The sequence below is a fragment of the Peptoniphilus sp. genome (genome assembly GCF_050943655.1).
Lineage (GTDB): Bacteria > Bacillota > Clostridia > Tissierellales > Peptoniphilaceae > Peptoniphilus_A.
The window spans coordinates 1-14795 of the sequence record NZ_JBMNPQ010000035.1; the positions used below are offsets into that span (position 1 = coordinate 1).

A 14795-nucleotide genomic window follows, 5' to 3' on the forward strand; every position below is an offset into this window, starting at 1 on the left:
AACCGATATATGTTCCAAGCATTACTACTATTGCAAGGATTACAATCTTTGGTCCTGTCTTTTTTAATCCGTCGAGGTTTGCTCCTGTGTAGATACCTGCATAGGCAAGTATTGGTGTACAAAGTGTTACGAAGTCTACATTTGATGTGTAGTAGCTAACTTTGTCTGCAAAGGGAACTCCAGGTATTGTCGCTATAGTTGCAACTGTTACTATATATGCGACGGCTGGGACATTGCCCGGCATTATGTTTGATATTCCAATTCCTATAATACAAAGTATTCCCAAAATTATTACTCCTGGAATTCCAAGAAGAGGACTAATTCCAGGTCCAATATAATTTGCGATTACTGATATAACTGCAGTTATTGCAAGTACAATTACTTGATCTTTGAACTTCATTTGTCTTCCTCCTCTTCTTTATTTTCATCAGATTTAAATTCGTAATTTTGTGGCGGTTCTTGTTTGTATTTTCTCTTGTAGAAAAATCTGTAAAGTTTCTCAGATAGAGGAAGTGCTATAAATACAGACATATACACTCCGTCAAGTCCTGAAAGTAGGTTTGATGCTGCGCCAAAGGCAGTTAATTTGTCCGCCATCTCAGGGAAGAGTTCAACGAGAGATCCAACAGATGCAGTCATCATTGATGCTGATCCAACACCAGATGCCATTGCAAGTGAATATGGATGTAGGGGAGTTGCTGTTGCTAAAAGTGATGCGATTATTCCCATAAATATTGTTCCAAAAACTGTCCCGATAATGTATACACCAAGAACGCCTTCGCCCTCTGGTGTGTCGAGACCGTACTTTTCTGCTATTAGTGCCACATTAGGTTCACGTCCTATGGAGTGAGCTCCACCTATTACTTCTCTTTTTAGTCCAAGTGCGACTCCCACTGGTACGCCGATTAAAACTGTGCCGACGTTACCGAATTCTTGTAAAATTAGTGCTGGTGATGATTTTATTATTGTTGAAATTGTAGGGCCAATTGTTGTCCCGTATTTTGCCATAAGTAGCAAAAGTGTCACTGTGATAAGTTCGCCTGCGTCGTTCATTTCTTTTTCTTTTGCAATGTTTAAGAACTTTGGAGTTGTGAATATTCCAATAACTAGTGCAAAGAGCATTGGAAGCAGTACTATTGTTCCGATTCCAACATCAAATGAGTGCTTTCCAATAAGTTCTGCAACAATTACAATTCCCAGTGCAATTAAATGCAGCTTGATGTTTTTCATTTTATTCTCCTTTCAAAAATCTTCTAGCAACTTCTACGAATAAAGCGCATCCTTTATACATAAGACTCTCGTCTATGTCGAATTTAGAGTTGTGGTGTGGATAAATCTTGCCGTCTGGATAAACGCGTGGGTTTTCTAGTGCAAGAAATGTGCCCGGTGCCTCGTTTAGGAAAAATGAAACGTCCTCACCACCCATTGTCGGAGTCTTTAACTCTACCATGGAGTCTTCTCCGAATAAGTCTATTGCTGTATTTTTTACAAATTCTGTAAAGTCAGGATCATTTACAACTGTTGGATAAAATCTTTCATAAATTAGCTCTGCCTCTGCACCATAAGCCTTGGCGATGTATTTTGAAATTTCGCCCATTCTCTTTTCAACGAAGTCTCTTGTGTCCTCGTTTAGAGTTCTAACAGTGCCCTCTTCCCACACAATGTCAGGGATGATGTTTTGTGTAGTTCCGCCGTGAATTTGGCAAACTGATATGAGGGCGGGAGTAGTTGGGTCGATTTCTCGTGAGATTATTTTTTGAAGTCCCAAGTTGATTTCTGAAATTATAATTATTGGGTCTATGGCCTGTTGTGGCCTTGCACCGTGACCGCCCTTTCCTTTTACAATTATTTTAAATCTATCCATTGATGCCATCATTGCGCCCTTTTTGTAACCAAAAGAGCCCTTATTTACTCCGTCAAAAAGAGTCCCTGCGTGCATTCCAATTACTGCATCGACTTTTGGATTATCCATTGCTCCTTCGTCTACCATTGGCTTTGCGCCACCTGGGATTTCTTCACCAGGTTGGAAAAATATTTTGACCTTGCCGGGAAGTTCGTCTTCCATTTCCTTTAAAATTTTGGCAGCACCAAGTGCCATTGCAGCGTGGGAGTCGTGTCCGCATGCGTGCATCACACCTTTGTGAGTGGACATAAATTCATCTCCTGTCTCCTCTTCAATTGGAAGGGCGTCCATGTCTGCACGTATGGCAATGCACCTTGCGCCGTCTTTTCCAATTTCTGCCACAATTGCGTTTCCATTTACAAGGAGCTTGTACTTGATATTATATTTATCAAGCTCACTTGTGATGTATTTTACTGTCTTTGGAAGATTAAGTTCAAGCTCGGGTATCTTGTGAAGCTCCCTTCTATCTCTTATGATTTCATCTTCCATCTTCTTGGCTAAATCTATACTTCTCATGAAATGCCTCCTAACGTCAATATAGTTTAACTCTTTTTCGCTTTAATATGTTTTTTTAACTATTATTGTATTACTTCCCACGAAAAATTACAACAGCTTAATTTATTTAAATATGTAAAAAGCTGACCCCAAGGCCAGCTTTCATTTTTATTTTTCTAAAATATTTTCGATTACCTGAGCAACTTCTGCTCTTTTAATATTATCTGTTGGATAAAATTTGTCGTCTCGTCCTTTAAATATTCCGCGCTCGACTGCTTTTTTGACGTCGCTCTTTGCCCAGTCTGAGATATCAGATGCGTCACTAAATTCGATATTTTCTTTGATTTCATAATTTTTATTTAAATTTTCTACATATCTATTTAAGATTGTCGCCATCTCTTCGCGAGTAATTGACCTATCGCCCTTAAAGGTGTTGTCCTCGTAGCCCTTAATAATATTATTTTCGATTGCCCAGTTTACATAACCGCTATCAGTTGAGTTAATGTCAAGGTCGTCTAGAGTTTTCTTTTTATAATTATTTGGATCTACATTCTCCATCTTGGCAAGTGCCTTTACGACAGTAATTCTTGTGGACTTCATCTCTGGATAAAACTTATCGCCTATTAAATCCATATAGCCCTTGTCCACAACTTTTCTTATAATATCTTCTGCCCAGTGACCTTCGATGTCAGAAATTTTAATTTCATTCTTTTGTTCATCAGTCTTTTTGGTTTCAATAAATAAAGAGTTTCCTCTGTCCTTTCTTGAGTGGTGTCTTGTTGAATTGTCGCTGTGGTCTTTTTCATTATCATTTGAGTTATTTGTATCTGAGTCGTCATTATCAAATTTCTTTAAATCCTTAAATCTTTCGTCAAAATTAAAATCAAACACATCGTCGTTTCCATCGCCGTTCATGAAGTTTACATCGAAAAATCCCTTGGCATCACTTGGAAGTGAAGCTGCATAAGGTGAGTAAGTTGAAAGATAAATTTTATTGGCATCTTCTGAAAACTCTGCAAATTTAAAGAAGGCATTTCCTCCGTTGTAACCAAATTGGTAGTCGGAAAGAACCATTATTACATCATCTCCCGCGTCGTTTTTCTCAACTCTGTGGCCTGCGCCGTGGAAGTGACCAGACACTGTCATAAATACTTGGTCGTACTTTTTAATAAGAGCCCAAATATTTTCTCCAACATCAGAAATAACTACGCTATTTGGCTCAGTCGGTGAGCAGTCGACAATATTGTGCGATGTGACAATTGTAGGATTTTCTCTATTCTCCTTTAGCACATTTTCTGCCCAGTCGTAGTCATTTGAGTCGATTGAAAGGTCAAACCAGCTAAGAGATAAGATTAAATATTCATATGAACCGGCCTTGACCTTCATGTAAGATGACCTGCCGCTTGGCGAATAAACTACATTTTTATTTAAACTTGCAAACTCAGAATCAGAACCGAATGTATCTTTATAATAAAAATCGCCAATAGATTTATTTGGATCTTCATTGTGATAGTAATAATCGTGGTTTCCCGGCATCATCAAAGTATCGACCCCTGCCTTTGGAAGCTTGGAGAAGATATCATAAGCATCATCAAACTGCTTTTTGTCGTCATAATTTTCAACAACATCGCCAAGGTGCATGACTCCCTTTACATTAAGTCTGTCCTTATCTTTAATGAACTCGTCGATACCAGTATTCATAACATCAGTCTTAAACTTCACAGTATTTTGAGTATCTGGCATGAACACAAAATTGTAGTTATTTTCGTCTCTTAAATTGTATTCATCATTTCGTCCAAAATCACCAGCAAGTTTTTCTGGATTTGGCTCAATCCATTCGTCTCTATCAAGAGGTTTATTTGCAATTCTAATTCTCTCAATATTTCCCTTCAAGAACTTGTCGAGAATCTGTTCACCTTCTTTCCAATAACTAGAACCAACTCTAAACCTTCCGTCTTTAGGATCAGCAAACATTCCAACCATGTCCTTTGATTTATAATCCCTAAAGGACTCAGCTCCGTTTACATAAGTTCTGATTCCATCATTATCAGAAACTATAGCAAGGTGGTACCACTGTCCTCCCTTATCCATAGTGATTGCCCATGCTGCACTTTGCATCTTGTGGCTGTCGTTGGCATTGGCTGTTAAAAATTGAAACTCCTTGCAGTTTGAAACAGCAAGAGACATAGAACCAAGCTCTGGCTCGTCCATAGTTTCAACATCTTTTGGATTATCAACTTGTCTTGCCAAGACTCCCATCCACTTGTCACTTTCTGTCCAGTTCTTTGGAAGATAGTAGAGAACCTCGATTGTGTAGCCATTTTTAAAATTTTCTTTATTAATTGGCGCATTATTAACTGTAACAAAATCTGCTCCGTGCATCTCTTTACCACTTCCCTCTCCGTCGAACTCAATGCTTCCCTTTCCATCTACACTTTCACTTGAAAACTTTAAGTACTTGTCCCAATCTTCTGCACTTTTATCATCAGTGGGAACACCCGCCGAATATAAATTCATCCTGAGGTCGTTGCCGTTATTGGACTTATCCTTAATGACTAAGTTGCCATTTGAAATACTCCCAGTAGAATCTTCTTCGTTAAAATTCCAATCAGCAACAATTCCAGAATTATCCTGTGCAAAAACAGAAAAAGGAATAATTGAAGATAACAAAGAAATAACAATTGCGAAAATTACAAAATTTTTAAAAAAGTTTTTATTTAGAATCATATTTTCCCCCTTTAAATAGAATTTATCATTAAAATATCTAGTTAGTTTTAGAAGAAGGTAAAAATGATGTTAAAAATTGGATTACTTCTTACAATAATTAATTAGGGTGAAGATGTGGATTTGGGGAATTTAGGAGAAGAGCCTTGTCGTCTTATGTCTTTACTAGAAACCTTACGGAGAACCTAAAAAAGAAAAAATAAAAAATTAAACAGACGAAAAAAGGTATGATGCGAGACACGCTCGAGGCCGCTCGGCCAAGTAACGTTCCCCTGACATATCCTTTTTTCTATTAATAAAGAATTAAAAAAGCTTCAGGCACAGTAGCAACACAATTCAGTTACAGTGTATCCACCCCGTCATCCCGAGCTTGTCGAGGGATCTGCAAAGTACTCGAGCGAGAATTAATCGTCTTAATGAGACAACCTTAAGGTTAAATCGTAAATAACTTAATTTCAAAACTGCGTTTTGCATTCCCTTTTGCGAGGAAGGGAAGGGGGCTTCCGCTAATCCGCTGCGATTGTCCCCTTCCCTCTCCTCGCGCACCAACCTAACCCCCAACGCCCACTTCGGAGAATGTGTTGAACTTATCTGGCTATTTAGTACTCCGCAAAAAGCCTAAATTTCATAACTCGCGAGTTGTAACTTTTGTTAAGTTTTTTCTCTATAGCTTTTTTCTTTAACTCAAGGTGGTAATTGTAGTTCGCTCAAACAAATGAAATTTTTAACGGCTTTTTGCGAAACTCGTCTACCTCATAATTCCTCACCGCGTTGAAATTTGAGTTAGAATTAATGAACTAATAGCACAGTGATAACTTATTCATATGACGACGTAACTACTCGTCATCCCGAGCTTGTCGAGGGATCTGCAACTTGTGGAGAAACAGCCTATGCGTTTTAACAAGAACACCTTACGGAGAAAATACTCAAAAACACTTATTTATTAAGACGACCGCACATCGCTCCCTTTATCCTACAGATCCTTCGACTCCACTTCAGGCTTCGCCTTCCGTTTCGCTCAGGATGACTTCCGAAGGGTCTTATTTTTACTCATCTTCCGATTGACAATATTCACAACTTATTTTACAATATTAGCATATTCTAATATACTAATAAAAGGTGATTTTTTGAAATTTAATGAGGAACACAAGGAAGAGATATACAAGAGGGCGGAGATTTTAAAGGCGCTTTCAAACCCAGTGCGTCTCTGTCTTCTTATAAAGTTAATCCAAGACGGTCCGGCTAGTGTGAATGAGATCACATCATGTATGGACGTCTCACAATCTGCAATTTCTCAGCACCTTAGCAAGCTGAGGGACATGAATATTGTAAAGAGCACAAAGGTAGAGAACAGAATTTTTTATTCCTGCGAGAGGGAAGATGTTAAAAGGATTATAAGTTGTTTGATGGAGGATATTAAATGAGAATTGTTGTTATAGGTGGAGTTGCCGGCGGCGCCACTGCCATTGCGCGCATGAGGCGTCTTGATGAAAAGGCAGAGATAATTTTACTTGAGCGTGGTGATTATGTCAGCTTTGCAAACTGCGGTTTGCCATACTATGTTGGCGGAACTATTGAAAACCGAGACGCGCTCTTTGTTACAACTGATGAAGACATCATCAAAAAATACAATGTGGATGTCAGAGTTAAAAACGAAGTGACAAAGATTTTGCCAGGTGATAAAAAGCTTCTTATAAAAAATCACAAGACAGGCGAGGATTATGAGCTAGACTACGATAAGCTTTTAATTTCTACTGGTTCACACCCATTTGTGCCTGATGCTGAGGGAGTAGGCGAAGATAATGTTTTTACTCTTTGGAACATTCCAGATGTCGATGCGATAACTTCTTATGTAAAGGAAAATAATCCAAAGAGAGCTGTTGTAATTGGAGCTGGTTTTATCGGCCTTGAGATGGCAGAAAATTTAGTCGACTTAGGTATAAAGACAACTGTCATTGAAATGGCAGAGCAAGTTATGCCGCCACTTGATAAAGACATGGCGCGCCTTGTGGAAAATCACATGATTGGCAAAGGTGTAGATTTAATGCTCGGTGAAGGTTTTAAAGAAATTAAAGACGGTGGCAAAAAAGTTTATCTAAAATCGGGAAAAGAAATTGAAACAGACCTTGTAATACTTTCAATTGGAGTGCGACCAAATAGCGAACTTGCAAAAGATGCTGGACTAAAACTTACAGAGCGAGGCCACATTAAGGTAAATGACGCGATGCAGACATCAAATCCTGATATTTATGCCATAGGTGATGTAATCAGCGTAAAGGATTATATTACAAAAAACGAAACGGCAGTTCCATTAGCTGGCCCTGCAAACAAGCAAGGTAGAGAAGTTGCGACAAATGTATTGGGTAAAGGATGTGCAAAGTATAGTGGAACAATGGGCACAAGTGTTGCCAAAGTGTTCGACATGACTGTTGCATCAACTGGTTTAAATGAAAAAACTTTAAATAAAATGGGCAAAAAGTATAAAGAGGACTATTTTGTGTCTGTAATTCACCCAATGAGCCACGCAGGTTACTATCCTGGTGCGACACCGATGACAATAAAATTAATTTACGCATCCGACAGAAAAGTCCTTGGTGCACAAATTGTTGGGTATAGCGGTGTTGACAAGAGAATCGACACCATCGCAACGACAATTCATTTTAAGGGAACTGTGGACGACTTGAGTGAGCTTGAACTTGCCTACGCTCCGCCATATTCATCTGCAAAAGATCCCGTAAACTTTGCTGGATACACTGCAAGAAATGTGCTAGACGGATTGACAGAGCCAGTTTTATTTAGAGAATACGAAGAAAACAAAGACAAATTTACTCTACTTGATGTTAGGGAAGACCCAGAAGTTGTTTCGGGAATGCTAGATAATGCAGTGCACATCCCACTTACAGAACTTCGCGAAAGGTTTAGTGAACTAGACAAGAATAAAACTTATCTTGCCTACTGCGCCGTTGGAGTTCGCGGCTACATTGCCGAGAGAATTTTAAAAGACAAGGGCTATAAAGTAAATAATTTAGTAGGTGGTTACAGAACTGCAATGGACATGACGACTCGCCCAAAGCCGGGAAATAACATAATCGAAAGCACAGAACAGGACAAATTTAAAAATAAAAGTGCAGGTGAGATGAAGCTTTTAAACGTGTGTGGAATGAGCTGTCCTGGGCCAATCGTTCAAGTATCAAAGGCAATGGATACGATGAATGTAGGCGATGAGATAAAAGTAAAGGCAACTGACCCTGGATTTGTGCGCGACATCGAAGCTTGGGCAGATAGTACTGGAAATAAACTTCTGGCAAGAGGAGAAGAGAAGGGCACATTTACCGCGACGCTTCAAAAAGGAAAAGAAGAAAAAATTCAAGTTGAAAAATCATCAAACACAAAAGAGAAGACCATGATAATCTTTGACGGAGACCTAGACAAGGCGATAGCATCATTTATAATCGCAACGGGAGCAGCTGCCATGGGCAACAAAGTGCACATGTTCTTCACATTTTGGGGACTTAGCATATTGAGAAAAGAAAACCCACCAAAAGTGAAAAAAGACTTTATGAGCAAGATGTTTTCAGCGATGCTCCCAAAAGGTTCCAAAAAACTTTCCCTATCTCGCATGAACTTCTTGGGATTAGGACCAAAGATGATTCGTTCCGTAATGAAGAAAAAAGGAGTAACTAGCTTAGAAGACTTAATTAAAGAGGCACTTGATGCTGGAGTAGAAATAACAGCCTGCCAAATGACAATGGACATAATGGGACTTACACAGGAAGAATTAATTGACGGAGTAAAAATTGGTGGAGTTGCAACAATGCTCTCAGATAATGACAAGTCAAACATGAATTTATTTATATAATGGGAAAAATTAAAATTTGAGGAATTTGTAGAATTTTTAAGACTTAAAAAGGTGGGCATGCCCATCTTTTTTTGTTTCAAAAGTTTTTAAAGTTTAGTTAAACTGTTTGATTCACAGTGTCTGCACCTTGTGGGGATAAATCCTTGTCGTATTAACTAGAAAACCTCACCTGCCACTTAGAATAAGCGTGAAACGCGAGTTGAGGAATCTGTACCTTGTGGAGAAAAAAACTAATCGTATTAACGAAAACCCCCATCTGTCATCCCGAGCGTTGGTCGAGGGATCTGCAAAGTAGTGGGGCGAGAACTAATCGTTTTAAGGAAATAGCGTAACGGAGAATTACTCCAGAATTCTTTCTCAATAAAACGAGAACACATCGCCACCATTACTCTACAGATCCTTCGACTACGCCTCATGCTACGCATTCGTCTTCGCTCAGGATGACGTTGGAGTGGGCGTTCACTCAAAGTCAAAGCGACTTCCTTAACATTACTTGAAAAACTTTTAGCACAGTCATTACTTTAACTCTTAGTAGACTCTACACCCCGTCATTCCGAGTGAGCGTAAAACGCAAATCGAGGAATTTGTACCTTGTGGAGAAACAACCTAATCGTTTTAACGAAAAACCCCTACCTGTCATCCCGAGCGACATTCGAGGGATCTGCAAAGCATTCGAGCGAGAACTAATCGTTTTAAAGAAATAGTGTGAAGGAGAAAATTCTCCAAATCTCTTTCTCATCAAAACGAGAACACATCGCTCCCGCAGCTCTACAGATCCTTCGGCTCCACTTCAGGCTTCGCCTTCCGTTTCGCTCAGGATGACGTTGGAAGCGGTGTCCTCCATATAAAGCGGATAAATCATAGGCACAGGAACGACTTATTCTGTTCATAACCTATACACTCCGTCATTCCCATGGTTAGTCGAGGAATTTGTACCTTGTGGAGAAAAAAGCTAGTCGTTTTAACGAAACCCCTCCACCCGTCATCTTGAGCGAGCGTGAAACGCGAGTCGAAAGATCTGCAAAGCATTCGAGCGAGAACTAATCGTTTTAAAGAAAAAACGTGAAGGAGAATTACTCCAAATCTCTTTCTCAATAAAACGAACACACATCGCCATCATAACCCTACAGATCCTTAGACTACGCCTCATGCTACGCATTCGTCTTCGCTCAGGATGACGTTGGATGGGATGTTCTCCTCAAAAAACTGTCAAATCACAAACATTATTTCACAATACTATTTGACACAGTCACGGCTTACACGAATCACAACCTCTACACTCCGTCGTCGCAAAGCTCCTCCTCCGCTCAGGATGACTCCCTCATAGGTCTTTTTCTAATAAGTACTTGATATTAAAATTATAAATCCACCCCTACACAACAAAAAAGAGAGCCTTATGGCTCTCATGAAATTTTTGAAAAACTTAATTTTATGCGGTTTGCATATTGTCAGTGTTGTTTTTATTTAATAGTTTTTGTGTTATATAGATAACTGCCACTGCGCCAAGTCCTATAAAGTCTGTTAGTAGTTTAGGGTCAAGTAGTGCAAATGCTGCTACAAGTAGTATTAGTCTTTGCCATATTCTTAGTTTTCCAAATAGGTAAGATTCTACTGTTCCTGCTAAGCATATTGTTCCGATTAGTGCAGTTGCTATTGTTGGAAGGGCCGCTGTTACTGGAAGCCAGTTTACGCTCGTTCCAACTACGCTATCAACCATGATTAAGTGAGGGTTAATTACAAATATATAAGGTATGATGAAGGCACCTATTGCCAGTTTAAAGGCCTGGACACCGGTCTTCATTGAGTTTGAACCTGCTATACCTGCTCCTGCATATGCTGCTAGTGCAACTGGTGGTGTTACGTCAGCTACTACTCCAAAGTATAGGATAAATAAGTGAGCAGACATTATGTTTACGCCAAGTTTTGTGATTGCAGGCACTGCCATTGTTGCAAGTACGATATATTTTGCTGTTGTTGGAAGTCCCATTCCTAGTATTATTGATGCTACCATTGTTAGTAGTAATGTTGGTATCAATTTTCCTTTTGCGATTAATACGATTACTTCAGCTATTTTTAGTCCAAATCCTGTAAGTGTTACAACTCCTACGATCATACCAGCGCAAGCACAAGCACAGGCAACGCTTACTGCGCCCTTTGCTCCAGCTTCCATTGATGACAAGATATCTTTTGGTACGAAAGAGTTATCTTTTTTAATAAGAGATGCTACTAGTGCTACAACAACTCCTATTACTATACCTACTAGAGCTGCCATTGTTGGTGGATATTGTTTAACCAACATGTAGATGATTGCTACTAGTGGTAGTACTAAGTAACCTTGTTTTTTTAGTATTACAGAAAGTTTTGGAAGTGATTCTTTTGGCATTCCTTCTAGGCCAAGTTTGCAAGCTTCCAAGTGAACCATTGTACCAACAGCGATGTAGTATAAAACTGCTGGGATAATAGCTGCTTTTACGATAGAAATATATGGAAGACCTGTAAAGTCTGCCATGATAAATGCTGCGGCACCCATTACCGGTGGCATGATCTGTCCACCTGTAGAAGCTGTTGCTTCAACGGCACCTGCATAGTGAGGTTTGTAACCTACTGACTTCATTAGTGGGATAGTGAATGCTCCTGTTGTTACAGTGTTTGCTACTGAAGAACCTGAGATTGATCCCATAAGTCCTGATGATAGTACTGATGTCATAGCTGGGCCTGATTTTGTTGAACCAGTTAGTGCGTATGCGAAGTCGATAAAGAATTCGCCGACACCAGTTTTATCTAAGAATGAACCAAATAATATAAACATAAATACGAAAGTAGAAGATACTCCAACTGGTGTACCCATAATACCTTCAGTTGTCATGTACATGTGTGACACAATTCTTGTTACATTAAATCCTCTGTGAGCGAAAATACCTGGCATGTGTCTACCGAAGTATGCGAATAACAAGAAGACTATAGTAACTATTGGAAGTTCTGGTCCAACTGTTCTTCTAGTAACTTCTAGAGTAATAAGTACGGCAAGCACTCCCATTACCATATCTAGAGTGGACATTTGTCCGCCCTTGAGAGCTATTTCCTTTACATTAAAGAATATGTATCCCCAAACAATTACTGAAAGAACCATAAGAATCCAGTCGATAATTTGAATCTTAGTCTTTGAAGATTTTTCAGTAGCAGGAAATAGTGCGAATCCAATAACAAAAGCAAAGGCTAAGTGAAGTGATCTTTGCTTCATGGCTAAAAGAGTTCCGTGATATGCTGTGAATAAATGGAATGCAGACATTAAAATTGCAATAATTGCGATAAGCTTGGCTGTGTTACCACTTAATTTACGTAGCTTACTAGTCTCTAGGTCGTATTGTTCCATCAAGTCGTCGACTTTCATAGCACCTAGCTCTTCAGCACTTTTTGTGATACTTTTGTCGTCCTCGTTTTGAGGCGTATCCTTTTTCAAATCTGTCTCATCAACCTTTGAGTCGTCAAATTTTTTATCTTTATCGCTCAATTTGGCACCTCCTCAGTGCGTAATTTAAAATAGAGATGTTCTCTGTAGAAAATTCAAGAGCCTCACGCGGCTTAGAAAAATCTGTAAAAGGAATTTCTTTTTTCCCAATTACATATTTGTGATTTGCCCTGACAGCTCCAGTTCTATAAATAACATTTTCAAAAGGCTCGTTCATATCGTAGAGCACAAATCCACCGTCATCATCAATTTTAAATTTATAGATTAAGTTGACTGGCAGTCCCGCTCCCTGAGAATGGTATCTCTCTTCCATTAAGATTAGCATATTATCTCTTGCCTCGTACCATTCACTAGTCTCTGTCCTTTGAACAGAGTGAGTGTAGACTATGCCAAACATTTCTTTCTTTTTGAGGTAGTCAATTCGTTTTACATCTTTGTCAAAATAGTCGCGAACGACAATTACATCTATCTTGACAAGGCTTAAAACTAAAAAAATACCTATAATAAAGAGTATTGGAAGGAAAAACTTCCTTCCAACGCCCTCTTTATTCTTTTCACTCATTATTTGTTAAGAGCTTCATCGAAGTATTTTTGAGCACCTGGGTGAAGATCGATACTCATACCATCAAGAGCTTTATCAAGAGAAATGTCTCCGCCTCTTGCGTGAGATTCTTTCATTACATCAAGGTTTTCAAATAATAATTTTGCGATGTTGTATGCATCTTCGTCAGCCATTTTTTCATCTACAACTAGCATAGATTGAACAGCAACAACAGAAACTTCGCCTTCTTGGCCTTTGTATTCTGTAGGAGTAATGTTTAGGTGAACGTAGAATGGATATTTTTCAATAAGTTCATTAGCTTTATCTTCTGCTATAGGAACTAGGTGAACATCGTGAGTAGTAGCAAGTTCAGTAATAGCTGAAGAAGGAATAGCTGCAGTTAAGAAAGTAGCGTCGATTTGACCAGACTTAATTTGATCAGCTGCTTCAGCAAATGATAAGTAGTCAACTTTTCCTAAATCATCATAAGTAATTCCGTGAACATCAAGAATTTGTTTAACGTTTACTTCAACACCAGAACCAGGAGCACCAACAGCAACTTTTTTGCCCTTTAAATCTTCAATAGTTTCGATACCTGAATCATCAGATGCAACTATTTGAACAATTTCAGGATATAGGCAGCATAGACCTTTAAGAGAAGATTTTTGGTTTCCTTCAAAAGTTTCAGTGCCGTTAACAGCATAATAAGCAACGTCGTTTTGGATAAATCCAATTTCAGCATCTCCCTTAGTAACAAGCTCTACGTTTTCAACAGAAGCACCAGTAGCTTGAGCTGTAGCAGTGTAGTTAACACCAGCGTTGTTAAGGATGTTAGAAAGAGCTCCACCTAATGGATAATATGTACCACCAGTACCACCAGTAGCAACTGACATAAATCCACCTTCAGTTTCCATTAAACCTTCAGCTTTGATTTCAGAATTAGAATTTGCTGTAGCGTTTGCTTCAGTAGCAGTATTGTTTGCAGGAGCATTTTCTTTTTTATTATTTGTGCCGCCACATCCAGTTAAAGTACCTAGAAGCATTGCGATTGCCATAGTAAGTGCAATAAGTTTTTTCTTTGTCATAATATTCCTCCTTGACATAATTAAATAAACAGTGAATTTTATGAAAATGTTTATTTATTGATTTAATATTACAACATCAAATAAGAAAAGTCAATTGAATGTATACGTAACCACGCCCATGAAAAAGGGATTTGTGGGAAATCGAAGTGAAATGAAAACCAAATAAGCAAAAAAAGTAGTATATATTTAACGAGTTAAGCACATTAATTAACTAATTGTAATAAAATAATTAATTAACTTTCAAAATAGAAAGTATAAAGAGTGTGTGCGTTTAATTTGTAAAACCAAAAAGAAAGATTGCACTTTTTAAAAACTTAAAATCACAGTGAAAAGTAAATGTATAAAAATAAGTGCAAAAAATAAACCTTTTCATAAAATTTGGAGTCTTTTAGTTATTTTTATTGATAATTATAAATGAATTATTATACCAAGACACTTTTACATTAAGACGAGGACACATCGCCACCATTACTCTACAGATCCTTCGGCTCACTTCGTTCGCTCAGGATGACGTTGGATGGGGCGTTCTCCATATAAAGTGGATAAATTATAGGCACAGTAATGACCTATTTGAGTCACAGCGTCTACTCCCCGTCATCCCGAGCGTTAGTCGAGGGATCTGCAAAGTCGTCTTGCGAGAACTAATCGTTTTAAAGAAATAGCGTATAGGAGAATCACTCCAAAATCTCTTTCTCAATAAAACGAGAACACATCACCAC

General features: G+C 38.6%; 9 protein-coding genes. 2 read left to right on the top strand and 7 right to left on the bottom strand.

The genetic code is table 11. The features are described 5' to 3' along the window. From ACOX6R_RS04680 to ACOX6R_RS04695, 4 genes are all read right to left on the bottom strand, one after another. The coding region (locus tag ACOX6R_RS04680; protein WP_433447767.1) for a DUF340 domain-containing protein at window positions 1–400 on the bottom strand (400 nt) is incomplete at its 3' end. Next, entirely contained in the window at window positions 397–1230 is an 834-nt protein-coding gene (locus ACOX6R_RS04685; RefSeq protein WP_433447769.1) for a DUF3100 domain-containing protein, read from the bottom strand. The genes ACOX6R_RS04680 and ACOX6R_RS04685, both read right to left, overlap by 4 nt. Window position 1231: 1 nt before the next feature. Further along, on the bottom strand, window positions 1232–2419 hold the full coding sequence (locus ACOX6R_RS04690; protein WP_433447771.1) for a M20 metallopeptidase family protein: 1188 nt from the start codon (window positions 2417–2419) through the stop codon (window positions 1232–1234). Window positions 2420–2566: 147 nt separating this feature from the next. Next, entirely contained in the window at window positions 2567–5125 is a 2559-nt protein-coding gene (locus ACOX6R_RS04695; RefSeq protein ID WP_433447773.1) for an S-layer homology domain-containing protein, read from the bottom strand. Window positions 5126–6249: 1124 nt separating this feature from the next. On the opposite strand from ACOX6R_RS04695, the gene ACOX6R_RS04700 reads away from it, so the two are divergent. Beyond that, window positions 6250–6546: an ArsR/SmtB family transcription factor gene (locus tag ACOX6R_RS04700; protein ID WP_433447775.1), complete on the top strand. Its 297-nt coding sequence runs from the start codon at window positions 6250–6252 to the stop codon at window positions 6544–6546. Continuing rightward, a complete protein-coding gene (locus ACOX6R_RS04705; RefSeq protein ID WP_433447777.1) occupies window positions 6543–8981 on the top strand; it encodes an FAD-dependent oxidoreductase in 2439 nt (812 codons plus the stop codon). Before ACOX6R_RS04700 ends, ACOX6R_RS04705 begins: the two co-directional genes overlap by 4 nt. 1429 nt (window positions 8982–10410) lie before the next feature. Here ACOX6R_RS04705 and ACOX6R_RS04710 read toward each other — a convergent pair. Genes ACOX6R_RS04710 through ACOX6R_RS04720 form a run of 3 tightly spaced genes read right to left on the bottom strand, consistent with a single transcriptional unit; the run spans window position 10411 to window position 14076 of the window. After that, window positions 10411–12492 carry a TRAP transporter permease gene (locus ACOX6R_RS04710; RefSeq protein WP_433447779.1) on the bottom strand — a complete coding sequence of 694 codons (2082 nt, stop codon included), beginning with the start codon at window positions 12490–12492 and terminating at the stop codon, window positions 10411–10413. Beyond that, a complete protein-coding gene (locus ACOX6R_RS04715) occupies window positions 12482–13012 on the bottom strand; it encodes a DUF1850 domain-containing protein (protein ID WP_433447780.1) in 531 nt (176 codons plus the stop codon). The genes ACOX6R_RS04710 and ACOX6R_RS04715 overlap by 11 nt, the downstream gene beginning before the upstream one ends. Continuing rightward, window positions 13012–14076, bottom strand: coding sequence for a TAXI family TRAP transporter solute-binding subunit (locus tag ACOX6R_RS04720; RefSeq protein ID WP_433447782.1), 1065 nt, complete (start codon window positions 14074–14076; stop codon window positions 13012–13014). Before ACOX6R_RS04720 ends, ACOX6R_RS04715 begins: the two co-directional genes overlap by 1 nt. Window positions 14077–14795: the final 719 nt, after the last annotated feature.